Consider the following 25,198-nt stretch of genomic DNA (forward strand, 5'->3'; position numbering starts at 1 on the left):
AACGGCATTTGCTTGAAAAACCGGCAGTTGCGGAGGCCTCCGCTAGGTCGCGTCAGCCCTTCCGCTGCATGCGACAGAAGAAGAAGCCGTCTGTATCGGTGGAGGCGGGGGTCAAAGTCACCGACAGCCCGTCGGAAGAGTGCGGACGCGGGGCGTCCTTTCCGAACAGCTGATCCCAGGCAGGCAGGGCACTGACGATCTGAAAATCAGGATTGGCGGCCGTGAAGCGGCGCGCCTGTTCCTCGTTCTCCTGGGGCAGGACCGAGCAGGTCACATAGATCAGATCGCCGCCGGGTTTGACGAAGCCGCTCGCCTGCGCCAGCGCGTCCTGCTGCTGGGCGGTGCGCTCGTCGAGGTTCTTCGCCGTCAGCCGCCATTTCGTATCGGGACGGCGGCGCCATGTGCCGGTGCCGGTGCAGGGCGCGTCGACCAGCACCTTGTCGCAGCGTCCGGCAAGACCGGAGAGCGCCCTGGCGTCGTCATGCACCTGGACATTGCGCGTGCCTGCCCGCTTCAGCCGCTCGATGATCGGCGCCAGCCGCTTGCGGTCAGCGTCGTAGGCGTGAACCTGTCCCTTGTTTTGCATCGCCGCGGCCATGGCGAGCGTCTTGCCGCCGCCGCCGGCGCAATAGTCGAGAACCTGTTCGCCATCGCTGGCCAGCACCAGGTCGGCGACGATCTGCGATCCCTGGTCCTGAACTTCGAACCAGCCTTTTTGGAACGAAAGCTCGGCTGTCACGTTGGGGAGACGCGAGGCGCCTTCGCCAGCGGCAATCCGGATGCCGTAGCGGGCGATCTTCGCTGCATGCGCGTTGGCTCTTTCGAGCGCCTTGACGACCTTGTCGCGGGAGGCCTTGAGGCTGTTGGCGCGCAGATCGAGCGTCGGGCGGGCGGCGAGCGCCTGTGCCTCGGCAAGCCAGGCGGCACCGAAGGCCTGTTCGAAGGAGGGTTGGACCCATTCGGGAATATCGCCGCGGATATGCGGAGGCGCATCATCGAGCGAGCGGCTTTGAAAGGCCGCAACAGCGTCGGCTGAAAGTGGCGCCGGCGCAAACTTGTCGTCCGCCAGCTCAGTGGCAAGACTGTCAGGTGTGAAACCCCATTGGCGGAACATGACGGCATGGGCAATGGCAGCAGGACTGTCGTCATCCATCAGCCAGGCATGGGAAAGCCGCATGCGCAGTGCGTCATAGACGATATTGCCGATCGCAGCACGATCGCCGGAGCCGGCGAAGCGGTGCGCGAGGCCCCAGTCCTTCAGCGCGTCGGCGACGGGCCGCTTGCGGGCATCGATGTCCGCGAGCACAGAAATCGCCCCTTCGAGGCGGCCGCCCAGACGCATTCACATGTCTCCTATTGCCGTGGCGTGTGAACGATCAGCGCAAACGCGAGTGTCACGCAGTCGTTGTTCACAAGTCTCAACCGGGTGGTAACCGCGATTGACGGCAAGAGCAAGCGCCGCTTCCGGCGCAGTCAATGGCGGCCTCAGCTGACGACCTGGTAGCAGACCTTCGCAGTGCCGGAGCTGACCATGCCGATATTCTGCGCGGCGGCGCGCGACAGGTCGATCACGCGACCACGGATGAACGGACCACGATCGTTGATACGAACGACGACGGTGCGGCCATTGTTGCGGTTGGTGACCTTCACCTTGGTGCCGAAAGCAAGCGAACGATGTGCGGCAGTCAAGATGGCAGGATTCATACGTTCCCCGGAAGCAGTTTTGGAGCGAAGTGCGTACCATGAAGCACCGCCACAACCATTGCCAGCAAAACCTTCCGCCGGAAGCATGGAAGAACAGGCTGCAATAGTTACAGCGGCGATAATAGAACGACGTATTTTCTTCAAAACAGAGTATCCCTCAACTATTGAACTCACGCCCTTGCAGGCGGCGGGGCTTAAATCTGTGAAAAAGTGGCGAAAAAGTGCCGAGTCAGTTCACGGAATATTACAATCTGCAACATTCGTGAGTGTGGTGTCGGGATTCCAAGAATGCGCGCCGCGCCAAAGCGTGGAAAAAACCTAATAAAATCAGTTAAAATCAGAACGAATTTTCCGAAGGGATGGTTAACGCCATAGCGTTCACGAAAATCGCGAAAATATTTTTCTGATTTCGCCATATTTACTGCCACATTTGGGCAAATTCAAAGGCCGTTAACCATAAGATGCGGCGAAAATTGTCCGGCCAAAGCGGGAAAGTAGGAATTTCCTACTCATTTTGGGTGAGCGTATCCGTCGCAAACAGGACTGAGTTCTACTCCCCACGCCAGCGTCCATCCTGCCACAATTGCGCAAGCGACATAGGATAGTTCGGGAAGGAGAATGCGAAGCCGGCCGCCTTCAGTTTCGCATTCGAAACCCGTTTGTTCTCGCCGTAGAAAGTGCGCGCCATCGGCGTCAGTTCGGCGGTCTCGAACGCCTGCTCCGGCGGCGGTTCGACGCCCATCAGGCGGGCTGCCTCGACGATCACATCCTGCGGCGGGCCGGGCCGGTCGTCGGTGACATTATAGATGCCGCCGAGGCCGTGCTCCGACAGGAAGCGTGTCGCCGCACCGATATCCTCGACGCGGATGCGGTTGAACACCTGGTCCTTCTTGATCAGCCGTCGCGCCGTGCCCTTGTCCAGATTGCAGAAGGCGTTGCGGCCCGGCCCATAAATGCCGGAAAGGCGCAACACCGCCGCCGGCACGCCGCGCTCCCGGCCCATCGCCAGCCAGCCCTCTTCCGCCTCGAGCCGCTCCGTCGACCGCCCGGAAACGGGCAGGCACGGCGTTTCCTCGCTCACCCAGGCGCCCTGGTGATCGCCATAGACGCCGACGGTGGAGAGGTAACCGATCCATTCGAGCTTCGGCAGCAGGCGTGCGCCGTCTTTACCGAGCAGCCGCAGCAGCGGGTCGGCCTTTCCAGGGGCGATCGACTGCACCAGATGGGTGACGCCGTCCAAAGCCCGGCGCAGCCCCTCTTCCATGCTCTCGCCGTCGAAAAGGAATGCTTCGATGCCGTTTTCGCGGAGCGCATCGATCTTGTCAGGCGAGCGCGTGGTGCCGGAAACCCGCACGCCGTCGCCGGCAAAGGCCTTGGCGATTGCCGTGCCGGAATAACCGCAACCAAAGATCATCACATGCATCAGCCCACTCCCGCCAATCGCCATTCGTTCAATACGTCGTCGTCTCTCTCGTCTGCCCTTTGTGCGGCAAAGGCCGCAAATTCGCCAGCCTCCATCAACCGTGAAAGCGCCCAGACCGCCATGCCGCGCACCACGGGTGAGGGATCCTCCGAAAGCCCGCGACAGCGCCCGATGAGCGCCTTGTCGCCGGAATTGCCGGCGGCGATCAGCACGTTGCGGATAAAGCGGTCGCGGCCGATCCGCTTCACCGGCGAGCCGCTGAAAAAGGTACGGAAGGCGGCATCGTCGAGTGTCAGCAGAAAGGCGATCGACGGCTCCTTCAGATCTTCCCGCGCCTTGAGCTTCATCTCGGAGGCAGAGCTTGCGAATTTGTTCCAGGGACAGGCGGCAAGACAGTCGTCGCAGCCATAGATGCGGTTGCCGATCAGCCCGCGCAAATCGGCGTCGATCGGCCCCTTGTGCTCGATGGTGAGATAGGAGATGCAGCGCCGCGCGTCGATCTGGTAAGGCGCCGGAAAGGCATCCGTCGGACAGATGTCGAGGCAGGCGCGGCAGGAGCCGCAATGATCGGTTTCCGCTTCATCGATCACGAGATCCGCGGTGGTGAACATCGTGCCGAGGAACAGCCAGGAACCGTGCGTACGGCTGACGAGATTGGTGTGTTTGCCCTGCCAGCCGAGCCCGGCTGCCTCCGCCAGCGGTTTCTCCATGACAGGCGCCGTATCGACGAAGACCTTCACATCGGCGCCCGCCCGCGCCGCAAAGCGCGTGGCGATCTCCTTCAGCCGGCCCTTGATGACATCGTGATAATCGCGGTTGCGGGCATAGACCGAAATCGCTGCCTTATCCGGCTTGTCGAGGATAGCGCGGGGATCTTCTTCCGGGGCGTAATTGAGGCCGAAGACGACGACGGAGCGCACCTCGCTCCAGAGTGTGCTCGGATCGCCGCGCCGGTCGCGCGTCTCCGCCATCCAGTCCATCGTCCCGTGGCGCCCGGCATCGATGAACTGGCCGAGACGCTCCTTCGCTTGCGGGATCGCATCCGGGCGCGTGATGCGGCAGAGATCGAAGCCCTTGGCGGCAGATTCCGCCCGGACGAACTCGGTCAAATTGTCGCGGCGGYGGCGCTCTTTGTCGTCATTATCAGGTTCGGGCATGAAGAGCCCTCGTCAGAAATCCAGATCGGCATAGTGTGAAACCGGTGTCAGGCCGCGCACGCGCTCGGTCAGCATCGGCCGGAAGGAGGGACGCGACTTCAGCCGCTGGTACCAGTCCTTGACGACGGGCGAATCCGCCCACTCGATCTCGCCGAGATAATCGAGGATCGAGATCGAGGCCGCGGCGGCAAGGTCGGCATAGCTCATCCRCTCGCCCGCCAGCCACTGACGCGAACCGGCAAGCCAGGTGAGGTAGCGCATATGCTGGCGAATATTCGCGCGGGCCGTGCGCAAAACCTTCGAATCCGGCGCTCCGCCGCCCTGATCGGCGGTCATCTGCAACTTGTAGACACGCTCGCGGGCGAGCGGCTTGGTCACGTCGTTTTCCATCTTCTGCATGAACCATTCGGTCAGCCGGCGGATTTCCGCCCGCTGGAAAGGGTCCTCGGCGAGCAGCCGCCGGTCGCGCTTCAAGACGCCATGCGTCTCGTCGAGATATTCGGAAATGACGCTCGCGCCGCAGAGCGCGCGCATGCTGTCGTCGACATAGACCGGCAGCGTGCCGGCCGGATTGAGCGCCAGGAAATCCCGGCGCTTCTCCCAAGTCTGCTCTTCGATCAGATCCGCCTGATAGCCGTATTCTGCCAGGATCAGCCGGACGAAGCGAGATGCGGATGACATGGGATGATGATAAAGCGTGGGCATCGATACTCGGGCTTTGTGATTGCTGTTACAGGACTGTGTGGCAGCTCGATTATAGCGCCCTAGTCATGACTCATTGGTTGAAGCTATAGGAGCTTGGCCCCGCCAATACAAGCGAATCGGATTTTTCAGGCCATCTGATAATGGCGAAACACGGTCTAACGAACGAATGGAAGCGGCAGCCTGATCGGCCCAAGCGCTCAGGCCCGACCGAACTTTAAACCGGAGACAATGTATGGATTATATAAATGCTGCAATTCTCGGCGTCATAGAGGGGATCACCGAGTTCCTGCCGATCTCGAGCACCGGCCACCTAATCATTGCGGAGCAATGGCTCGGACATCGGTCGGATATGTTCAACATCGTCATTCAGGCGGGCGCCATCCTCGCCGTCACCATCATTTACTGGCGTCGTCTGCTGGATCTGGTGCTTGGCTGGCGCGATCCCGTCAACCGCGATTATGCCGCCAAGCTGATCGTCGCCTTTCTCATCACCGCCATTCTCGGACTGGTCGTCAAGAAGCTCGGCTTTGAACTTCCGGAGACCGCAACACCGATCGCCTGGGCGCTCATCATCGGCGGTATCTGGATGATCTTTGCCGAATGGGCCGCCGCCCGCAGACCGCCCCATAAAGAGATCACCTGGCTTGTCGCCATCCTGGTCGGCATCGCCCAGATCGTTGCCGGCGTCTTCCCGGGAACCTCGCGCTCCGGCGCCACGATCTTCGTCGCTATGCTGGCAGGCACCGGCAACCGTGCTGCGGCGACGGAATTCGCCTTTCTCGTCGGCATACCCACAATGTACGCCGCCAGCGGCTATGAATTGCTGAAGACATTCAAGGATGGCGGAGCGGCGGGCGAAGACTGGACTGCGCTCGGCATCGCCTTCGTCGTCTCCACGATCGTTGCCTTCATCGCCGTCAAATGGCTGCTTGCCTATATCAGGAGCAACCGGTTTACGCTGTTTGCCATCTACCGCATCATTCTCGGTGTCTTGCTGCTCGGCATGGCCGCGACCGGTTTGATTGCCTGAGACATCCGTCCCGCATTGCATTCGCGCAACTCACGGCGCGAATGCAAATGCCCCGTCGGACCGCACAAACAGGCATCCGATCACCGGCAAGGCGCCGATCATTCAGTTAGTCATTGAGGGGATACGCTCGAGGCGCCCTGTTTCAGGCGATCCGATCGACTGCTTGCTTGAAGCAGGATGCCGGCGCAGGCGCCGGGCTTTTCGTCAATGGATGATCGAAGCCGTAGAGCAAGGATCGACGCCGTAGGCCGGCGAGCAATCGCCCTTTACCGCCGCGACCGAACCGGGCGCAACGAAAGAGCCTGCAAGGATAACCAGCGCCGCACACGCAAACAGGAGCGCGATTGACTTGCCCATCGAGAAATGCCTTTCACAGTGATTGCCGCACACGACCGCAGGCGTTGAGTCCGTTGGAAGACGCGCGGGTTTGGTAGTCAGTGGAATGACAAATAGCAATAATCGTTCCTGCTAAATTTGGCGTTAATTCMACAAAATTTCCGATGCGTCTTTTATGCAACGCTGCTGAATATGCCGAGCACCAGAACACTTCAAACTTGCGCCGGGCTTTGCGGGACACGGCAACGTCAAAAGGCCGCCCGCGGCATCCGCAGACGGCCAAGTCTTATCGTCTGGAAAAGATGCTCAGGCGGCCTTGCCGGTGCCGGTGTACTGGCCGTGCGGACGATAGTGCACGAGATAGGAGCCGAGCACCGATGCCACCATGGTGGGCGCAATGCCGAGGCCCTTCAGCGTGCGGCCTTCCGCCTCGGCTTCCCTGGAGACGATGTTGTCGCGCTTCAGCAGGCGCACCTGATCCGGCGTGATCGGCGGCGTTATGAAGGGGATCATCGAGGCGATGCTGCCGATCATCGARGCGATGCCAAAGGGCAGGGATACCAGCGGGTTCTTGCGGCACGTTACCTTCAGCATCGTCTCGAGACATTCGCGGAAGCTCAGCACCTCAGGCCCGCCAAGCTCATAGACCTTGCCGCCGGCGACCTTGCCGTCGACGGCGCGGGCGACGGCCTCGGCGACATCCTCGACATAGACAGGCTGGAATTTCGTCTTGCCGCCGCCGACAAGCGGCAGGATCGGCGACATGCGCGCCATCTCGGCGAACTTGTTGAAGAAGCTGTCTTCCGGTCCGAAGACGATCGACGGACGGAAGATCACCGCATCGGGCTTGACCGAGAGGATGGCCGTTTCGGCGCGGCCCTTGGTGCGGCCATAATCCGAATCGGATTTCGCGTCGGCGCCGATTGCCGAAATATGGGTCAGCGTCGCACCTGCGCCGCGCGCCGCTTCGGCAACCGCGCGACCGCCGAATTCCTGCACGGCGTCGAAGGTGTTGCGGCCGGTCTCGTGCAGAATGCCGACGCAGTTGACGACGTGGCTCGCACCGTCGACGGCGCGGTCGATCGAGCTTCGATAACGCAGGTTCGCCTGGACGAAGGAAATCTGGCCGACATTGCCGAGCGGCTGCAGGAAGCCGGCGAGATCGGGACGGCGCACGGCGACGCGGATGTTATAACCGCGCTTGGCCAGCGCCCGAACCACGTGCCTGCCCACGAAGCCCGACCCTCCGAACACGGTAACGAGCGGTGGCAGGTTGGCAAGGGTCATGGCAGGCTCCTCGAAAGGCTTTGCGGGATGCTTGATTGGCTCTCGTCTTAGCCGAATCCCGGCGCGACGGGAAGGCCCATCACGCCGTCAGTTTTTTGGGATGTGACGTCGCTCAGACGCCTTCGACGACGACCATTTCCGCATCCGCCACTTCCTGGCGGATTTTCGCGGCGATCTGGTATTCCGGCGAATTATAGCAGTCGACCGCATGCTGCATCGACGGGAATTCGATCACTACGTTGCGGACGCGCGCCTTGCCCTCGAGTTCGGTGAAGGCGCCGCCGCGCGCCAGAAAATTTGCGCCATATTTTTCGAAGGCCGGCTTGGCCGCCGCCACGTAATCCTTGTAGCGCTCGGTATCGCGAACGTCGACGCGGGCGATCCAGTATCCTTTGGCCATGGTCTTCTCCCTTTTGTCGTTGAATGCGGTCAGCGATTTGCCGGCCAGAGTGCGCTCACCATCTCGCTGAGGATCGCGCGGGCGGCCTCTCGGGGATCCGGCGCCTTGACGACGGGCCGGCCGACGACGAGATGCGTCGCTCCCGCCTTCAGTGCGTCGAAAGGTGTCATCACCCGCTTCTGGTCGCCCTTGTCGCTACCATCAGGGCGAATGCCGGGGGTGACGATCGCCATGTCGGATCCGACGATTTCGCGCACCGCAGCCGCCTCCTCCGCCGAGCAGACGATGCCGCCCATGCCGGCTGCGCGCGCCTGTTCGGCGCGGCGCAACACCAGGCTGTGCGGATCCTGGCTGTAGCCGGCCTCGGCAAGGTCACCGGCATCCATCGAGGTCAGCACGGTCACGCCGAGCAGGCAGAGGCCGGAGCCGGCCGCGGCCTCGACCGCCGCCTTCATGGCTTTCGGATAGGCATGCAGCGTCAGCATCGACATGCCCATCTTGGCGATGTTCTCGACGCCGGAGGCGACGGTGTTGTCGATGTCGAGCAGTTTCATGTCGAGAAAGATCTTCTTGCCACTTGCGGCAAGATCGCGGGCGAATTCCAGGCCGCCGGCAAAGACCAACTGATAGCCGATCTTATAGAAGAGAATGTCGTCGCCGAGCGCGGAAACCAGTCTTTCCGCCTCATCGATCGTTGGAACATCCAGGCCGACGATCAACCGCTCGCGTGCGTCCATCTGAAGTCACCCCTGCCAGTCTTCGATGGGCGTCCAGTCGCATGTTAGGCCCCGATCCGCAAGACCGAAAGCATAGAGATTGCCGCCGCCGCCCGGCTGGTCGCGGTCGCGCGCGATCGGGCTGCCCGCCAGATGGCATTTGAGCAGCGTGCCGACGCCGCCATGGCCGACAAAGGCGATCGGCGACGTCGCATCATGCGTGGCAAGAACGGCGTTAACAGCCTCGACGATGCGGGCCTGGGCATCGACGGCGCGTTCCCAGCCTTTGAAGCTCTGCTCCGGATGGGCAAAGAACCAGTCGGCAGCTTCTTCGAATTGCGGCGGCGGCAGGAAGCCAGTGGCCGAGCGGTCGTTCTCGTGCATGGCGTGAACGACCTCGACGGGCACGCCGGAAGCTTCCGCCAGGATTTCGGCCGTTTCGATCGCCTTCGTCTCGTCGCTAGAGACGATGCGCCGCAATTGCCTGGCCCAGCTGCCCTCTGCCGCTTTGCGGGCGCGCGCCGCACCGATATCGGAAAGCCCCCATTTCGGCACGGGCACGTTCGGATCGATCCTGACTTGCGGATGAGTGATGTAGATCCCGAACATCTCAGCCGCGCTTATAGATCCAGAGCTGCGCCGGCGGAATATTGCGCATGACGAAGTCGAAATGCTGGATATGGTAGCGGTCGGGATTGGCGGCGATCGGCGAGATCGCGCCGTAGGAAATCTGCACCATCGGCCGGCCGGCCGGCAGTCGATCGAGTAGGCTTTCGAGCAGCGAGATGCGCTTCGCCATTGGGAAATTCAGAAGCGGAATGCCCGAGACGACGGAATCGAAGGTGAGACCGCTGAAATTGCCAAGGGTGGCCTGAAGATCGAAGGCATCGCCGTTGATGAAGTGCACGCCGGGATAGGTCCGCTGCAGATGCTTATGAAAATCCGTCGAATATTCGATTGCGACGAGATTTTCCGGACGGACGCCGCGGCCGAGAATGGCCTTGGTGATGGCGCCCGTGCCCGGTCCGAGTTCAAGCACCGGCAGCCCGGAATGGATATCGACGACGCTTGCCATGCGCTTCGCCGTGATCGAGGAGGTCGGCACGATCGAGCCCACCGTCTTCGGCCCCTGCATCATGCCCCGGAAGAAGCGGATCTCGTCGTCGAACCTCTTCCCGAACCGTTCCTTCACCTTGACCCGTAAGCTCATTCTCCACCCATCCGCATGTTGATCGAATGCCTTAATATGCCGCTTGTCGCTTAAGGGACAAGGATTTTCGCAACAAGGACATCGACATCAACAGCTCATGCGGCTTTCGACGCTGAACCCGGCATGAGATCGGCAAGCCTTTCGGCCAGGTGATCGGCGTCGACAGGCGCGCGCAGCTTCACGTCGGTATTGTCGAAGTAGAGATAGACGTCTCGGCCCTTGCTGCGCGCCGCTACGGGCGCCAGCACCCGCGTCGCATTCTCAGGTTCTCCGCCCGTGGCCCAGACGCGGATGCGTTGCGCCCATATATCGAGGGCTTCGTCCTCGTAGCCGCTGACATAGAGCTTTTCGGAGCCATGCAGGCGGCAATAGACGAAATCGGCGGTGATATCCATCAGCAGCGGCCATTTCACCGTATCGGCGCAGACGAGAGCGACCTTGTGACGCCTCAGCATGTCGATGAAGATAGGTGAGCGGAAGCTCTCGTGGCGGATTTCGAGCGCATGACGGATCGGCTGGTGCCCGTCGCTTTTAAGCCAGGCCGGTCCCTTGATATGCCAGTCGTGCTGCTTCGCAAGCGCTATCGCCGCGTCGCGGTCATGCGGCAGCAGCGACAAAAAACTTTCGAAAAGGGATGGGTCGAAGGCCATGTTCGGCGGCAATTGCCAGAGGATCGGCCCGAGCTTGGGGCCAAGCCGCAGCAGGCCCGAGGCGAGGAAATTGGCGAGCGCCGTCTGGATATTCTGCAGCCGCAGCATATGGGTGATGAAGCGCGGTCCCTTGACCGCGAAGACGAAATCATTCGGCGTCTCATCGCGCCAGCGGCCGAAGCTTTCGGGCCGCTGCAATCCGTAGAAGGTGCCGTTGATCTCGATCGACCGGAAGTGCCGGGCGGCGAAGGAAAGCTCCTGCTTCTGCGGCAGGTCCTTTGGGTAGAATTGGCCGCGCCAGGGCGCATAGGTCCAGCCGGATATACCGATGCGCACCGTTCCCGCCTTTTTGGTCATGGGATCCTCCGTTTTGACAGGAGGAAAAACGGCAAGCGGTCGCCTTCGTTCCCCTCAGACGCGCATCGGCATCAGCACGTAGAGCGCATCGTCGCCGGCCGTGTCGCGGATCAGTGTCGGCGAGCCGGCATCGGCAAGCAGGAAGATCGCCTCCTCGCCGGAAAGCTGGGCGGTGATGTCGAGCAGGTATTTGGCGTTGAAGCCGATTTCCATCGCATCGGTGTCGTAGCCGACGGCGACTTCCTCAGTCGCACTGCCGGAATCGGGATTGTTGACGGTCAGCATCAGCTGCCCCTCGGAAAGCGCCAGCTTGACGGCGCGTCCGCGCTCGGAGGAGATGGTCGAGACGCGGTCGACGGCCTGTGCGAAGGTCGTGCAGTCGACGCGCATTTCCTTGTCGTTGCCGGTGGGGATGACGCGCTGATAATCCGGGAAGGTGCCGTCGATCAGTTTCGACGTCATGACGATCGAGCCGATCGTCAGCCGGATCTTGGCGTCGGAGACCTCGACGGTCACCAACGTTTCGGGATTGTCGACCAGCTTCTGCAACTCGCCGACCGTCTTGCGCGGAATGATGATGCCGGGCATGCCCTCGGAACCGGAGGGCGCATCGACATCGGCGCGCGCCAGCCTGTGGCCGTCGGTGGCAACCGCCCTGAGTTTCAGCTCGCCATTGCTCTCGATCGTGTGGAAGAAGATGCCGTTGAGATAATAACGCGTCTCTTCCGTCGAGATCGCGAACTGGGTGCGGTCGATCAGCATTTTCAGATCGGTCGCCTTCAGCTTGAAGCTATGCGTGAAGGTGCCGGCGGTGAGATCAGGGAAGTCCGATTCCGGCAGGCACTGCAGCGAGAATTTCGAACGGCCGGACTGCACGGTCATCGCGCCGCCGTCAGTGCTGGTGGCAAGAAGTACTTCCGAGCCGTCGGGAAGCTTGCGCACGATATCGTAGAGAAGATGCGCGGGAACGGTGGTGGCGCCTGGCTGTTCGACGCTTGCCGGTGTCGCCTCGGTAATTTCAAGGTCGAGGTCGGTCGCCTTCATGTCGAGCTTCTGGCCGTCGGCTTTTAGCAATACGTTGGACAGGATCGGGATCGTGTTGCGACGTTCGACCACGCGGTGGACGTGGTTCAGCGATTTCAACAGGTTTGACCGCTCAATAGTAATACGCATGGGATGCTACCGCTTTCGACCGTGACTGTCCGGGCGCGTCGAGCACCCGAAGAATGCTGTCCCGGCTTGAGGCCGGGGGAGTGGACGGGCAAAATGGCAGACTTCAGCATTGCTTTGCAAGAGGCATGGACGTCGGCACCCCTGCATTTGCGGTTTTCCAGAGCAATGCTCACAGAAATCCGAACCCTTGCCGAAGCGGTGCGGCTCGACCATAAAGGCTTCGATGCCGGCCAAGAGCCGGCGGGACGAAAGCAAATGGCATGAATGAGGAAACGACAGCGGACGCCGCCAGCCGGCGAAGCTTCCGCCTGCACAATGCAACGGTGCCGGCGCGGCCGCTGGAGCCGGCGCTCTATCTCGTCGCCACCCCCATCGGCAATCTTGGCGATATCACCCTGCGGGCGCTGGAAACGCTGGCCGGCGCCGATGTGCTTGCCTGCGAGGATACACGTGTCACCCGCGTGCTGCTTGACCGCTACGGCATCCAGAACCGCCCCTTCGCCTATCACGAGCACAATGCCGACGAGGCCGGTCCCAGGCTGCTGCAGGCGCTCGAAGCCGGGCGCTCGGTGGCGCTGGTTTCCGATGCCGGCACGCCGCTGGTCTCCGATCCAGGCTATCGGCTGGCGCAACAGGCGATAGCGGCAGGTTACCGCGTCATTCCCATTCCCGGCGCCTCCGCGCCGCTCGCAGCCCTTGTCGGCTCCGGCCTGCCGAACGATGCCTTCCTTTTCGCCGGTTTCCTGCCGGCCAAGGAAAAGGCTCGCCGCGACCGTTTGGGTGAACTTGCCGCAGCACCCGCGACACTGATCTTCTTTGAATCGCCGCATCGCATCGGCGCAACGCTTCTGGCCGCTGCCGATGTGCTCGGAGCCACCCGGCCCGCCTCTGTCTGCCGCGAGCTGACCAAGACCTATGAGGAGTTCCGCCGCGGCACGCTTGCCGACCTTGCGGCGCATTATCAGCAGGTGGAAAACGTCAAGGGCGAGATCGTCCTTGTTATCGGTCCGCCGGAGCCGGTCGAGACGGATGAGGCCGATGTCGAAGCCATGCTGGCCGACCTGTCGAAGTCGATGCCGACTGCCGGCGCTGCCACCGAGGCCGCCCGCCTCACCGGCCTGCCGCGCAAGGTGCTCTACCAGCGCCTGCTGGAGATCAAGAACGCCGATGGGCGATGATGATCTCACCGCCATCAGGAGGAAGGCGCTGCGCCGGGGCCGCATGTCGGAATATATCGCGGCCGCCTTCCTGATGCTGAAGGGCTACCGCATCCTGGCGCTGCGCCACCGCACCCGGCTCGGCGAGATTGATATTATTGCCCGCAAGGGCGATCTCGCCGTCTTCGTCGAGGTCAAGGCCCGCCGTGGCGAGGCCGCGGCGGTCGATGCCGTCTCTGTCGCCGCGCAGAAGCGCATACGGGCGGCAAGCGATCTCTGGCTCGCCAGCCAGGCGGATCAGGCCCGCCTTTCCCAACGCTATGATATCGTGGCGATCATGCCCGGCCGGCTGCCGCGGCACTTTATTGATGCCTTCTGACCCCCTTTCGACCCATTGGATTTCCGGATCGTTAAACTTTTAGTCCCCGCGTGAACCAGGTTCTTACGACTCTCTGCTACGTCAAATCTCGGTAGGGATAACAATTGGGGATTGTTTCATGGCCTGGAAGCTGATGCTTGCAAGTGCGGTCGCCATGGCCGCGCGCTCCGCGCCTTATGTCGTGGCGAAGCCGGCCGGAAAATCCTTCGTGGCGCATGCGAGCGACCTGCTGCCATTGAAGCCGACGCCGATCAATCCGGACTGGATCGTCAGCGGCAATCCGCAGGCTCGCACCGCCGAACATTCGCGCGGTCATGACGAAGCATCGCTAACGGCGATCTGGGACTGCACGGCGGGCGAATTCCGCTGGCGCTTCGGCTGGGACGAGACGGTGATGATCCTCGAAGGCGAGGTCCATATCACTGCCGAGGACGGCACGGAACGAACCCTGCGTGCCGGCGACGTCGCTTTTTTTGCAGGCGGAACCTGGGCGAGCTGGCGGGTCGACAATTACGTCCGCAAGGTCGCCTTCCTGCGAAAACCCTTCCCGAAGCCCTTGGCGATCGCCTACCGTCTCCGCAACATGCTGCGCAACAGCGGCAACCAGGGCATCGCCGCCTGAAGATCGACTTCGATGCTCGGGCCTATGCGCTAATCGGGCTGAGGCGGGGCGGTTGTTTCGCCCTTCAAGATCTCGCAGCCGAATAGGATCGGATTGTCGAGGTCGGGCGCGGTTTGCTTGTTCAACAGAACGGCCACCGCGGCTGCGGCTATGTCTTGAATCGGCTGTTTCACCGTCGTCAGTCGTGGCGTGGTCATGCTTGCGAGCGGGATGCCGTCGAAGCCAAGGATCGAAAGGGCTGCCGGTATCGGGATTCCCAGATCATGGGCTGCCCGCATGCAGCCGATTGCCTGCTGGTCCGAACTTGCAAAGATCGCCGTCGGCCGCTCGTTTCGCGCGCGGGCCAGAAGATAATTTCCCGCGGAACGGCCGCTCTCATAGTCGAAAGCCGCCTCGGCGATCAGCGGTGGCCCCGCCATTGGCGTTCTGTCATCCGCCTGCTCGATTGCATCGAGATAGCCCCTGAGGCGATCGTTGGCGGGGACGGAGTGCCCTGGCCCCGAAATGAAGCCGATGCGGCGATGGCCGAGCTGCAAAAGATGCTCGACGCCAAGCCGAACCCCATTGCGGTGATCGGCGGCTATGCCGGAATATCCCGGCATGAGACGGTCGACGACGACGATCGGCAATCCCTTCGGCAGTTTGAGTGTGTGGAAATCATTGCTGGGAACGAGCATGATGCCGTCGACCTTTCGGCTGGTCAGCTGCTTGATGCGGTCGGCCTCTTTGGCCGCGTGATCAAACGACGTCATGACGATGATATTATAGCCGTGATTTGCCGCCGCCTGTTCCGCCGATTGGACAAGCTCCGCGAAGAACGGATTGGTCAGATCCGGAATGACGATGCCGATGAGCCGGCTGACCTTGCCGCGCATGCTTCTCGCCGACGCGTCGGGCGTATAGCCGAGGTCTTTGATGATCGCTGTGACGCGCGCCCGCAATTCCTTCGTCACGGAGGGATGATCATTCAAAACCCGCGAAACGGTCCCGGTGGAAACTCCCGCAAGCTTGGCAACCTCTCGAATCCCGACCTTTGACATAACGGAAACAGTGGCCCTTTCTCTACGCCTTCGGAAGACACCGAAGGGCGCCTGATCGAAGCTTCCAGCTAATGGTCTTTACCGCCCTCGTCAAAGGGCTGCATCTCAATTTTGACCGCCAGTCTGCATAGCACGAGCGCGGGCCAACGCTCAATGGAAACGGTTCATCGCATGCGCACCGATACAGGCCAAACCTGGGAGCCAATGCCGACATTCGGCTCGATTTCGGCAGCTTGACAATTTTTAAGGGCGTGCTACCCAGATGGCGTTGGAAACGGTTCATTGCCGCCGGCAACTCAGGTGGAGCTGAGCCCAGGGCCGTTCGGGAGGAAAAAATGTCCAATTTTATGAAGCGTGAATCCGTCTTGATCAATGCGCCGCGCCGTGCGGCATTGAAGCTTGGGCTTGCCGGCACCTTGGTGCTCKCGCTGTCCTGTGGCGTGTCGCCCGCCTTTGCGGCCGGTAAGCCGAAGGTCGGCCTGATCATGAAATCCTTGTCCAATGAGTTCTTCAAGCAGATGAAGGCCGGCGCCGACAAATATGCGGCCGAGAACAAGGACAAGTTCGACTTCAAGGCCGTCGGCATGAAGGACGAGCGAGATTTCGCGTCCCAGGTCGATGCCGTCGAAAACTTCGTCACGCAGAAATACGATATCATCGTTGTTGCGCCGGCCGATTCAAAGGCCATGGCAACCCCGCTGGCAAAGGCAGTCAAGGCCGGCGTCAAGGTCATCAACATCGACGTGCCGCTCGATGCCGATGCGAAGAAGAAAGCCGGTATCGATCTCGCTTTCTTCGGGCCTGACAATAGGGGCGGGGCGACGCTTGCGGGCGACGCGCTTGCCAAGGATCTGGGACCCGGCGCCAAGGTCGTCATCCTCGAGGGTAACCCCGAGGCCGACAATGCCAAGGAGCGCAAGGAAGGCTTCATGGACTCCGTCAAGTCTGGCAAGCTTGAGCTTCTCGACAGCAAGACGGCCCATTGGGAGACGGAAGAAGCCAATACCGTCATGACGAATTTCCTGACGAAATATAAGGATATTCAGGGCGTTATGGCAGCCAACGACTCGATGGCTCTCGGCGTTGTCAAGGCGCTCGATGCGGCCGGCCAGAGTGGCAAGATCAAGGTTGTCGGCTTCGACAACATTCCGCCGGTTCAGCCGCTGATCAAGGATGGCAAGATGCTTGCCACTGTCGAACAGTATGGCGCGCAGATGGCGGTCCTCGGCATCCAGTATGGCATGCGTGAACTTGCCGGCGAGAAATTCACCGGCTGGGTCAAGACCGACATCAAGCTGGTCACCGCAGCGGATCTCAAATAGTCGGGATCGCCCGCATCGCGCGTCTGAAAGACGCGCGGCAGTGTACAGGAAGCGCCGGCTGCGGCCGGCGCTCACCGCTACCAACCGATTGACGCGTTGATCGCTTCAGGTGAGGCTCGCTTCCGAGCCGCTGGGATGCGCACTGCGCGGAGTTCGAACAGAGCGTGCATGAGGTCGCCATGTCAGACGCAGCAGATGACGACATTTTGAGGCTGGAAGGGATCGGCAAGCGCTTCCCGGGCGTCGTGGCGCTCAAGGATGTCTCCATGCGGATCGGCCGCGGCAAGGGGCACGTTCTTCTGGGCGAGAACGGTGCTGGAAAGTCGACCCTGATCAACCTGCTCGGCGGTGTCTTCAGGCCGGATGACGGTCACATTCTATTCGACGGCAAGCAATACCATCCGGCCTCGCCGTTGGAGGCGTTCAAGGCGGGCATCCGAGTCATTCACCAGGAGCTGCACCCGCTTTCCAACCTCACGGTGGCGGAAAACCTGTTGTTCGAGCATCTGCCGCGCCGCTACGGCCTCGTGAACTACAAGGAAATGAACAGCAGAGCGGCGGAACTCCTGGAAGAGGTCGGCCTTGACGTCGCCCCGACGACACTGGCGAGCCGCCTCAGCGTCGCCCAGCTTCAACTGGTCGAGATCGCCAAGGCGCTTTGCTACGAAAGCAAGCTTCTCGTTCTCGACGAACCGACGGCAACCCTGACCTCCAAGGAGGTCGATCGTCTCTTCGAGATTCTCAAGCGGCTGAAGCGGCGTGGCGTGACCACGCTCTACATCTCGCACAGGCTGGAGGAGATCTTTGACGTCGGCGACGATGTGACGGTGCTGCGCGACGGCCAGCATGTGATCACGCGTCCGCTGTCCGGACTTGCTATTCCTGACATCGTCGAACTCATGGTCGGGCGCAAGCTTTCGGATCATGGCATTTTTCGCAACGACAGCACCGTGTCCGGCGAGGCGCTCGGTGTTTCCGGCCTGAAGGTGACGCGCAATAGCCCGGAACTGTCATTTTCCGTGGCAAAGGGGGAAATCGTCGGCATTGCCGGCCTTGTCGGCAGCGGCCGGACGGAAGCGGTTCGCGCCATATTCGGCGCCGATGCCAAAGCGGCCGGCGAAATTCGCGTGAATGGCGATCCGGTTGAGATAAATTCGCCTAGGGATGCCGTTGCTGCCGGGCTCTGCCTGGCAACCGAAGACCGCAAGATGCAGGGCTTGATGCTCGACATGAGCTGCGCTGAAAATGCCACCATAACCGATCTCGGCAAGATCTCCCGCAACGGCTTGATCATGCGAAGGACGCAGGACGATCATTCGCAGCGCCTCGTGCGTGAACTGCGCATCAAGACCCCGTCCATCCATCAGGCGGTCAGGACCTTTTCCGGCGGCAACCAGCAAAAAGTCGTCATTGCAAAATGGCTGTTCCGCGGTCCAAAAGTGCTGATTTTCGATGAGCCGACCCGTGGAATCGACGTCGGTGCAAAGGCCGAGATTTATGAGCTTCTGTGGAAGTTTGCGGCTCAGGGAAAAGGCGTTCTGGTAGTCTCTTCGGATCTGCCGGAGCTCATCGGCATTTGCCATCGCATCATCGTATTCTCCGACGGCAAGATATCGGGCGAAATAGTTCGGGAACAATTTGACGAGAGCAGGATCCTTTCGCTCGCCTACAAGGAGTACAGTCGTGTCCGCCAACATTGAAAAACAGACCGAGGCGAAAGAGGTGAGCTTCTGGGACAAGCTTGTCCGGATCTCGCTGAAGGAGGCGGGCGTCGCCATTGCCCTCATTCTGATCCTGGCGTTTTTCTCGGCGACGGCGCCCTATTTCGCAACGCCGGAGAACTTCCTGAAGATCTTCGTGCAGATTGCCATCAACACCGTGCTTGCTGCGGGCATGACCTTCGTCATCCTCGTTGGCGGCATCGATCTCTCGGTCGGATCGCTGCTTGCCCTTTGCACGGTGATCGGTGCGACGATCATGATCAATCCGGCATTTTCGCCATGGCAGGCGATTGTTCTCGCATGTCTTGCGTCGATGGGCACGGGTGCTGCCCTTGGCGCCGTCAACGGGTGGATTTGTGAGAAGTGGAAGCTTCCTTCCTTTATCGTCACCCTTGGAATGCTGAACGTCGCGAGCGGCCTGGCGCGCGTGGTCAGCGACAATTCCACGATCACCGGCMTGCCTCAGCCTTTCGTCGATTTCGGCAACCTGATCTTCTGGGGCATATTTCCGTCAATCTTTCTGATTGCGATCGTCGTCGTCCTCATCGGCTGGTTCGTGCTGCGCTATACCGTCTTCGGGCGCTTCGTCTTCGCGATCGGCACCAATGAAGAGGCTGTGCGGCTATCGGGGCACGAGCCGAAACGATACAAGATCGCGGTCTTCACGATCTCAGGGCTGACGGCCGGCATCGCGGCCATGGTCTATCTGCTCCGCCTCAATGTCGGCAGCCCGGTTGCGGGCATCGGCTACGAGTTGAATGCGATCGCCGCCGTTATTATCGGCGGAACCAGCCTTTCGGGTGGCAAAGGCTCGATTGTCGGCACGCTGGTCGGCGCCTGCATTCTGCAGGTGCTGTCAACGGGATTGCAGCTCTTGGGCGCCGACGACAATATCAAGCCGATCGTTATCGGCGCCGTCATCGTGCTCGCCGTCATTCTCGACAGCTATCGCGGCCGGTTGATGCGGAAACTCGAGACGCGGTGAAAAGCAATTGCAGCAAAACTGTGCAGCGGTTTTGCGTCCGGAGTTGCACAAAAGCGAAAATGCTCCAGCGCCGGAAGCCCTTGATTGACCGTTGCGTTTGATATCTGGCCGACCTACATCTGTCCGGCATTCAGCGAGGGATGGAAATGGCCAAGATCACCAATGTAGCGGTCCAGATGGACCATGTCGCAGGCATCAATATCGCAGGCGATTCCACCTTCGCCATGAGCCTGGAAGCCCAGGCGCGCGGCTACAGGCTCTTCCATTACACGCCCGATCGCCTGAGCTTCCGCGACAACAGGCTCTATGCCAGCGTCGAGCCGATGGTGCTGCGCGACCTCAAGGGCGATCACTACGAGCTTGGCGCGCCGGAGCGCGTCGACCTCGCGACCATGGATGTCGTGCTGCTGCGCCAGGATCCGCCCTTCGACATGGCCTATATCACCTCGACGCATCTGCTCGAGCGCATCCACCCGAAGACGCTCGTCGTCAACGATCCGGCTTGGGTGCGCAATTCGCCGGAGAAGATCTTCGTCACCGAATTCTCCGACCTGATGCCGAAGACGCTGATCACCAAGGATGCCGCCGAGATCCGCCGCTTCCGCGACGAGATGGGCGACATCATCCTCAAGCCGCTCTACGGCAATGGCGGCGCCGGCGTCTTCCATTCGACCCGCGACGACCGCAACCTCTCTTCGCTGCTCGAAATGTTCGGCCAGCTTTTCCGCGAGCCCTTCATCGCCCAGCAATATCTGCCCGACGTGCGCAAGGGCGACAAACGCATCATCCTCGTCGACGGCGAATTCGCCGGCGCCATCAACCGCGTGCCGGCCGAACACGACAGCCGCTCCAACATGCATGTCGGCGGCCGCGCCGAGGCGACCGAGCTGACGGCGCGCGAAAGTGAAATCTGCGCCCGCATCGGCCCGGCGCTGAGGGAGCGCGGCTTCCTGCTCGTCGGCATCGATGTGATCGGCGATTACATGACCGAGATCAACGTCACCTCGCCCACAGGCATCCGCGAGGTGAAGAAGTTCGGCGGCGCCGATATAGCAGCCCTGCTTTGGGATGCGATCGAGCGCAAGCGCGGCTGAGCCAGCCGGCCCATGACCGTTCTGGTCCCGCGACCGAGCACAACCCTGGTCACAGCGGATGCAAGATTGTGTTCTTTGATTGTTCTTGTTTTATTCCGTCTTCCATGCCAGATTGCAACCGCTAGCCTTAATGCATGTCGCCCAAAAGTGTGCAGCGGTTTTGGGACCACGACATGCATCGAATAAAGACTTGAAGCGCATCGCATCGATGCGACGCGCTTCAGGGGTCGGAGGGCGGCGGTATGGTAGAGTTTGCGGGACAAGGGATGGGCTTATGGTCGCGCGTGTCAGTACGGTGGCATTTCAGGGCATCGAAGGTGTGCCGGTCGAGGTCCAGGTCATGGTCGCTCCCGGCAAGGTCGGCATGCAGATCGTCGGCCTGCCCGACAAGGCGGTTGCCGAAAGCCGCGAGCGCGTGCAGGCCGCTCTCCACGCCTCCGGCCTGGCGCTGCCGGCCAAGCGGGTGACGGTCAATCTGGCGCCTGCCGACCTGCCGAAGGAAGGCTCGCATTTCGATCTGCCGATCGCGCTTGCCCTGATGGCCGCCCTCGGCGCCATTCCCGCCGATGCGCTGTCGGACTTTGTCGTCGTCGGCGAACTCAATCTCGACGGAACGATCGCCGCCATATCAGGCGCGCTGCCGGCTGCGATCGGCGCCAATGCGCTCGGCAAGGGGCTGATCTGCCCGGCCGAAAGCGGCGCCGAAGCCGCGTGGGCGGGTTCGGAAGTCGATATCCTCGCCCCCCGCAGCCTGATTGCCCTTGCCAATCATTTCCGCGGCACGCAGGTCCTGTCTCGGCCGGAGGCGTCGATCCGCGCCAATGCCGCAAACCTGCCGGATCTTGCCGAAATCAAGGGCCAGGAAAGCGCCAAGCGGGCGCTCGAAGTGGCCGCGGCCGGCGGTCATAACCTTTTCCTGTTGTGAACAAAAGACCCTGTTCGAGATCGAGGCTAGTCTCGCGGAAAGACGCACGGTGTGCGCCGACCGGCGGAGACATCATTTCGCTGCTAGCGGCTTCGTACAGAGGGAATCGGAGATATTTTTTCCAATCCAATCATAATGGTTCTTTAGGCCAAGATGAGTTTCCGCAGCCTCATCAAGCGCGAAGGTTATTGTACCAGCGCAACAAGCATTGGTCTTTTTCCCATGGGCGGGCGCGGTGTCGAGATGGTTGTAATCCAATCCGGTGATATCGGCTGCACAAGATTTGGATAACTGAGTGCACGCAATGTGAGCGTTCGGCTTGGTCTCTCTGATTGCGTTGACGATCTCTGGCCTTGGCGTTCCGTATCTGCCTCTTCCTAGTGAAAATATAACAAGCTGGGGATCAACTGCCTCGATCAAAGTCTTCGCAAATTCCGTGGCGTCGCCGTACTCTGGCGTGCCTCCATGATGTGGAAATATCAAGATCTCAGCATGCAGGTCGATACCTCTACGCCTAAGATCTAACAGAGTTGCTGAACTCATATCTCCAGGCAACAGCGCCTTGGAGACGCCGTCTTTGACTACCTTAATGACCGCCGATGCGGCGTTGGTAGTGATCGCATTCCCGGAGATGTCGGTTCCTCCGACGCCCACAAAAGCTGAGGCACCCCCGGGCGATAGGACTTCCAAGCTCACCTCACCGAGGTTCATAACCCCCGGACTTTCCGCCGTTAGGGAGCTTTTTGCATCGACGCCACGAGAGATCGCATCCTCAACTGCTACCAAGAACGTTTTGAATGCCAATGAGGTTCGTTCTGAGTTCGGGTTTGCCCGGAGCGCCCCTACAGAAATATCCTTCGACAAAAGTATGTTAGTTATGCCCACGAGATGATCAGCGTCCGCATGGGAAACCAGAACAATATCGATGTGCTTTATTTTTTTCTCGATGAGCGTGTCAAGCAATACGGTATTGCCGGGGCAATCTATAATGCAGTTCTTCTCGGAAAGAATTAACGTGCTGTTTCCGTGGCCAACATCGAGGATTCTCAGCTCAGAAGCCATGATCTTGAGGCTCCGGTGCCAATTCGAAGTCCTCGTAATATAAGTCCGCTGCTTTCTCTGCGTTGAGGTTGACCCTAACGAATAGGAAGCCCCCTGGTTTCACATGCGTTTGAAGTGCAGCTGGGATCAAATCGAGCGGGAATGTCACAGCCGAGTTCTGGCTCCAACTTGGCAGGAAACCTACGACCATAGGCGGATTGCCTTCGACAGATTCCACCGCGAATGTTGACCTGTATAGCTGACGATCTGGCGAGTGTTGACCCGTCAACTCAAGCCTGACTCTCTCGAAAAGCTCTCGAAAGTCAGCTTTGTCTATTTTGTTTCGCGGAAGTATAACCGGGACCTGGGAGCGGAAAGGTTTGAACTTCGCTTCGTCCGTCTCAGTGAATTGAGTGACCAATATGGTTGGCTTATTTATTTTATTCAAACGGGCAGCAAGCTCGATACCTTGTATTTGCGCAAAGCCGTGAGTGGATAGTCGCTGGTCAGTGAAGACGTAATCTACGCCGTCGCAAGCATCCGAAACCAGCCGGTCAATATCTTGGCCATATTTTCCATTAAGCGGCTTGGCGTTGAATCCACCTTGTTGCAGCCAAAATACAGCTTCTTCGCGAGTGTGCGTATCATCATCGATGATTGCCACGACAGGGGGAGAGTATGTAGCGGTACCTTGTTGCAGCATTACACAGTCGGCCTCTTCAAATTGATCCGAAACTCAGCGCCACCATCTTCGCCCAGCGCGATAGCTTCCACGGTGCCACCAAGATCCGCGACCGAATCACGGACAATTGTAAGCCCAAATCCGGTTCCTTCGGGAGAAGTAGTAACCCCCGGAAGCCAAAYTTCTTTGAGGTCAACGCCTTTAATCCCACCAGCGTTATCCGAAATGACCATCGTTATCTGGTCGAGATCTTCTTGTATCTTAACAAATATCTTGCGGTCGCTTTGATCTATATCGTCCCGTTCAAACGCAGCGATGGCATTAGCGAACAGGTTTGCCAAAATGCCCTCGACGAGAGCGACACTCCCAGTGATTGCCGCGCTCGAAGGGAGATCGGTCTCAACCGAAATGCCAGCATTCGAGAAAATCAGTTCGAACGTTTTAATAATGTCTTGCAGACAGCTAACAAGATCTACCCGGCCGGGTCGGCGTTTCTCCTTCTTTAGAAGCGATAGGGGCAATGATACATAACTCTCTAGTCGCGTTGCTGCATTGATGGCGAACTGAAAAACCTGCTGTGCTTGGCTCCGGACGGCTTCGGGAAGACGGTCCACCATGGCGGGAAGAGTTCGGACCAGCGTTCCTAGGGGTTTTCCTATTTCGTGCGAAAAGACGGCAGATGTCATCCCAGCAGTCGCAAGCGATCTATACAGCTGCAGGTCGTCACGAAGGCGGCGCTCTTGCCTCTCGCTGGCCGCCACCAAGTGGTCGAATGCAATCTTGAGCGGCTTGCTATCGTTCTGTGGCATTTTCTCGAGAATTTGATCCACGGATTTCGCGGCAGATCGGCGCTCGTTATTCGTCTCTTCACGTTCTTGAGTGCGACGCCTCTCGGCTAAACTAAGCCTATATCGCGCGAGCCAATCCATTGCCTCTTTGGCGAAGTCCCTCAGTTCGTTGTACGCCTCGTTTTCGATATATCCAACTCTGTCAGTCTTCTGTTCGAGTCTGCCAGATGAATTATCTACCACTACCTTCCCGAGGGTCGTGTTCGTTGACGGCCTTTCCTCCGGGTTCTGCGCCCTTCTGAGGTTCATTTCGAGCCAATCTACGCCGCGCTCACCATATGGTGGTACTCTGATCGGGCCTTCAAAGACATGGACACCACCCACAATCGATAACCATTCGCGCACTTCCGCAATGGTTGAGGATCGAGTCGAGAATGACTTTTTATCGAGAAGATAAATCCAGAGATCGAAGATCGCGGGGACCGTGCTTGGGCGGGGTCGACCCTGAGCTTGGGCCAGAACCTCATCCTTCCAATCAAGCAATTCGAAACTAGCCTGTCCTGACGAATCTAGGGTTGCGCGTAAGTGATACTCTGCGTCACCGAAGTATGACTTCTTAACTTTGTTTGTAAGGTCTTCGAATCCCGGCACCTCCAATTCGGTACGAAAGCCCTGCGTTTCTTGGAAAGGATCCGATAAAAGAATTAGGGTGCGAGCTAGGCGTTCAAGCTCAATCCGAGTCAACGGCCTCTTGAGATCTTCAATCGATATCTCGGTTCCCGATGGTTGGTCCGATTGCAGTGTGTCGATCTGCAGTCTTACTTCCTCAACCGTTGTGGCCAAATCATAAGCAGTCCAATCTAACGTGACTGCGTACTCAGTTCCCGGTTCGGCGGCCGGCCGGCTCCTCACCACAGCTTTTCGTCCCAACCGTAAGGCCGACAGACGGCCCAGTCCCTTGTCGCCGACTGGTACTCGATTAAACTTGGGGGTCGGGGTTTTTGATTGCTTTCCTGATCTTCCGAGAACCAGCCAGCCGAGGTCAATGTCGTCGCGGGTCATGCCGATCCCGTCATCGGACAGTACGAGAGTGCCACCTAGCTTATTATCTAGCTTGACCCAGCACACCTCCGCGTCGGCGTCATAGGAGTTCTTAACAAGCTCGGATATTCCTTGGTCAACGTTGGCCACGAGGCGCTCGCCCAGATGAACGAGAGTAGACGGAGCAAAGCGCAGACTGCTCCAATTTTGGTTTGCATCTTCGCCATCCGCAGAATCTTCCATCAATCAACGC

General features: G+C 60.0%; 26 protein-coding genes and 1 pseudogene. 11 read left to right on the top strand and 16 right to left on the bottom strand.

The features are described from left to right. Positions 1-52: 52 nt before the first annotated feature. Together AC1ECN_RS01510 and AC1ECN_RS01515 are read right to left on the bottom strand one after the other, a co-directional pair. Positions 53-1,342 carry an RsmB/NOP family class I SAM-dependent RNA methyltransferase gene (locus tag AC1ECN_RS01510; protein WP_130673446.1) on the bottom strand — a complete coding sequence of 430 codons (1,290 nt, stop codon included), beginning with the start codon at positions 1,340-1,342 and terminating at the stop codon, positions 53-55. 143 nt (positions 1,343-1,485) lie between these two features. Beyond that, entirely contained in the window at positions 1,486-1,791 is a 306-nt protein-coding gene (locus AC1ECN_RS01515) for a septal ring lytic transglycosylase RlpA family protein (protein ID WP_205931220.1), read from the bottom strand. Here AC1ECN_RS01515 and AC1ECN_RS01520 point away from each other — a divergent pair. Beyond that, a complete protein-coding gene (locus AC1ECN_RS01520) occupies positions 1,691-2,026 on the top strand; it encodes a hypothetical protein (RefSeq protein ID WP_245484752.1) in 336 nt (111 codons plus the stop codon). The genes AC1ECN_RS01515 and AC1ECN_RS01520 overlap by 101 nt on opposite strands. 228 nt (positions 2,027-2,254) lie before the next feature. Here the strand turns inward: AC1ECN_RS01520 and AC1ECN_RS01525 are convergent, their stop codons facing one another. From AC1ECN_RS01525 to AC1ECN_RS01535, 3 genes are read right to left on the bottom strand one after another with little or no spacing between them, the layout of a single operon-like run. Continuing rightward, complete coding sequence (locus tag AC1ECN_RS01525; protein ID WP_130673447.1) at positions 2,255-3,127, bottom strand: SDR family oxidoreductase; 873 nt, start codon at positions 3,125-3,127, stop codon at positions 2,255-2,257. Then, a complete protein-coding gene (gene queG / locus AC1ECN_RS01530) occupies positions 3,127-4,284 on the bottom strand; it encodes a tRNA epoxyqueuosine(34) reductase QueG (protein WP_477951957.1) in 1,158 nt (385 codons plus the stop codon). Before queG ends, AC1ECN_RS01525 begins: the two co-directional genes overlap by 1 nt. A 12-nt stretch (positions 4,285-4,296) precedes the next feature. Continuing rightward, the gene (locus AC1ECN_RS01535) at positions 4,297-4,989 is read right to left on the bottom strand and encodes a glutathione S-transferase family protein (protein ID WP_477951959.1); all 693 of its coding nucleotides are present in this window, start codon (positions 4,987-4,989) and stop codon (positions 4,297-4,299) included. Between the two features lie 232 nt (positions 4,990-5,221). Here AC1ECN_RS01535 and AC1ECN_RS01540 point away from each other — a divergent pair, with 232 nt between their 5' ends. Next, positions 5,222-6,019, top strand: coding sequence for an undecaprenyl-diphosphate phosphatase (locus AC1ECN_RS01540; RefSeq protein WP_024322236.1), 798 nt, complete (start codon positions 5,222-5,224; stop codon positions 6,017-6,019). Between the two features lie 642 nt (positions 6,020-6,661). On the opposite strand, the gene AC1ECN_RS01545 is transcribed toward AC1ECN_RS01540, so the two are convergent. From AC1ECN_RS01545 to dnaN, 7 genes are all read right to left on the bottom strand, one after another. Beyond that, positions 6,662-7,642, bottom strand: a complete 981-nt coding sequence (locus AC1ECN_RS01545; RefSeq protein ID WP_024322235.1) for a complex I NDUFA9 subunit family protein — start codon at positions 7,640-7,642, stop codon at positions 6,662-6,664. Positions 7,643-7,754: 112 nt separating this feature from the next. Next, positions 7,755-8,042, bottom strand: coding sequence for a DUF1330 domain-containing protein (locus AC1ECN_RS01550; RefSeq protein ID WP_027689511.1), 288 nt, complete (start codon positions 8,040-8,042; stop codon positions 7,755-7,757). Between the two features lie 29 nt (positions 8,043-8,071). After that, the gene (pyrF, locus tag AC1ECN_RS01555) at positions 8,072-8,779 is read right to left on the bottom strand and encodes an orotidine-5'-phosphate decarboxylase (RefSeq protein WP_027689512.1); all 708 of its coding nucleotides are present in this window, start codon (positions 8,777-8,779) and stop codon (positions 8,072-8,074) included. Positions 8,780-8,785: 6 nt separating this feature from the next. Continuing rightward, positions 8,786-9,367: a histidine phosphatase family protein gene (locus AC1ECN_RS01560; protein WP_130673448.1), complete on the bottom strand. Its 582-nt coding sequence runs from the start codon at positions 9,365-9,367 to the stop codon at positions 8,786-8,788. 1 nt (position 9,368) lies between these two features. After that, complete coding sequence (gene pmtA, locus AC1ECN_RS01565) at positions 9,369-9,968, bottom strand: phospholipid N-methyltransferase PmtA (protein ID WP_017990040.1); 600 nt, start codon at positions 9,966-9,968, stop codon at positions 9,369-9,371. A gap of 95 nt (positions 9,969-10,063) precedes the next feature. Continuing rightward, positions 10,064-10,975, bottom strand: coding sequence for a DUF72 domain-containing protein (locus AC1ECN_RS01570; RefSeq protein ID WP_024322232.1), 912 nt, complete (start codon positions 10,973-10,975; stop codon positions 10,064-10,066). Between the two features lie 54 nt (positions 10,976-11,029). Beyond that, the gene (gene dnaN, locus AC1ECN_RS01575) at positions 11,030-12,148 is read right to left on the bottom strand and encodes a DNA polymerase III subunit beta (RefSeq protein WP_018069998.1); all 1,119 of its coding nucleotides are present in this window, start codon (positions 12,146-12,148) and stop codon (positions 11,030-11,032) included. 93 nt (positions 12,149-12,241) lie between these two features. Here dnaN and AC1ECN_RS01580 point away from each other — a divergent pair, with 93 nt between their 5' ends. The 4 genes from AC1ECN_RS01580 (at position 12,242) to AC1ECN_RS01595 (ending at position 14,306) form a co-directional block, all read left to right on the top strand. Next, positions 12,242-12,412, top strand: a complete 171-nt coding sequence (locus AC1ECN_RS01580) for a hypothetical protein (protein WP_165406142.1) — start codon at positions 12,242-12,244, stop codon at positions 12,410-12,412. After that, on the top strand, positions 12,409-13,326 hold the full coding sequence (gene rsmI, locus AC1ECN_RS01585) for a 16S rRNA (cytidine(1402)-2'-O)-methyltransferase (protein WP_024322231.1): 918 nt from the start codon (positions 12,409-12,411) through the stop codon (positions 13,324-13,326). The genes AC1ECN_RS01580 and rsmI overlap by 4 nt, the downstream gene beginning before the upstream one ends. After that, positions 13,316-13,684, top strand: coding sequence for a YraN family protein (locus AC1ECN_RS01590; protein ID WP_130673450.1), 369 nt, complete (start codon positions 13,316-13,318; stop codon positions 13,682-13,684). The genes rsmI and AC1ECN_RS01590 overlap by 11 nt, the downstream gene beginning before the upstream one ends. A 118-nt stretch (positions 13,685-13,802) precedes the next feature. After that, positions 13,803-14,306, top strand: coding sequence for a cupin domain-containing protein (locus AC1ECN_RS01595; RefSeq protein WP_018070002.1), 504 nt, complete (start codon positions 13,803-13,805; stop codon positions 14,304-14,306). Between the two features lie 29 nt (positions 14,307-14,335). Here the strand turns inward: AC1ECN_RS01595 and AC1ECN_RS01600 are convergent, their stop codons facing one another. After that, positions 14,336-15,346 (bottom strand): LacI family DNA-binding transcriptional regulator, encoded by a 1,011-nt coding sequence (locus AC1ECN_RS01600; protein ID WP_130673451.1) that lies wholly within the window; start codon positions 15,344-15,346, stop codon positions 14,336-14,338. Between the two features lie 335 nt (positions 15,347-15,681). On the opposite strand from AC1ECN_RS01600, the gene AC1ECN_RS01605 reads away from it, so the two are divergent. The 5 genes and pseudogenes from AC1ECN_RS01605 to AC1ECN_RS01625 all read left to right on the top strand — a co-directional run. Next, a complete protein-coding gene (locus AC1ECN_RS01605) occupies positions 15,682-16,668 on the top strand; it encodes a substrate-binding domain-containing protein (RefSeq protein WP_477951964.1) in 987 nt (328 codons plus the stop codon). A 179-nt stretch (positions 16,669-16,847) separates the two neighbouring features. Beyond that, positions 16,848-18,368: a sugar ABC transporter ATP-binding protein gene (locus tag AC1ECN_RS01610; RefSeq protein ID WP_130673453.1), complete on the top strand. Its 1,521-nt coding sequence runs from the start codon at positions 16,848-16,850 to the stop codon at positions 18,366-18,368. Then, positions 18,352-19,374 carry an ABC transporter permease gene (locus AC1ECN_RS01615; protein ID WP_477951966.1) on the top strand — a complete coding sequence of 341 codons (1,023 nt, stop codon included), beginning with the start codon at positions 18,352-18,354 and terminating at the stop codon, positions 19,372-19,374. Before AC1ECN_RS01610 ends, AC1ECN_RS01615 begins: the two co-directional genes overlap by 17 nt. 146 nt (positions 19,375-19,520) lie before the next feature. Then, the gene (gene gshB, locus AC1ECN_RS01620; RefSeq protein ID WP_130662696.1) at positions 19,521-20,468 is read left to right on the top strand and encodes a glutathione synthase; all 948 of its coding nucleotides are present in this window, start codon (positions 19,521-19,523) and stop codon (positions 20,466-20,468) included. A 274-nt stretch (positions 20,469-20,742) separates the two neighbouring features. After that, positions 20,743-21,390, top strand: a pseudogene (locus AC1ECN_RS01625) (magnesium chelatase domain-containing protein); the annotation flags it as partial. Between the two features lie 75 nt (positions 21,391-21,465). On the opposite strand, the gene AC1ECN_RS01630 reads toward AC1ECN_RS01625, so the two are convergent. The 3 genes from AC1ECN_RS01630 to AC1ECN_RS01640 are packed head-to-tail and all read right to left on the bottom strand — an operon-like array spanning position 21,466 to position 25,188. Further along, positions 21,466-22,455, bottom strand: a complete 990-nt coding sequence (locus AC1ECN_RS01630) for a ComEC/Rec2 family competence protein (RefSeq protein WP_477951968.1) — start codon at positions 22,453-22,455, stop codon at positions 21,466-21,468. Next, positions 22,445-23,137, bottom strand: a complete 693-nt coding sequence (locus AC1ECN_RS01635) for a response regulator (RefSeq protein WP_477951970.1) — start codon at positions 23,135-23,137, stop codon at positions 22,445-22,447. Before AC1ECN_RS01635 ends, AC1ECN_RS01630 begins: the two co-directional genes overlap by 11 nt. Beyond that, entirely contained in the window at positions 23,137-25,188 is a 2,052-nt protein-coding gene (locus AC1ECN_RS01640; protein WP_477951972.1) for an ATP-binding protein, read from the bottom strand. The genes AC1ECN_RS01635 and AC1ECN_RS01640 overlap by 1 nt, the downstream gene beginning before the upstream one ends. Positions 25,189-25,198 lie beyond the last annotated feature (10 nt).

It is taken from the genome of Rhizobium sp. 01N447_2 (assembly GCF_056399245.1).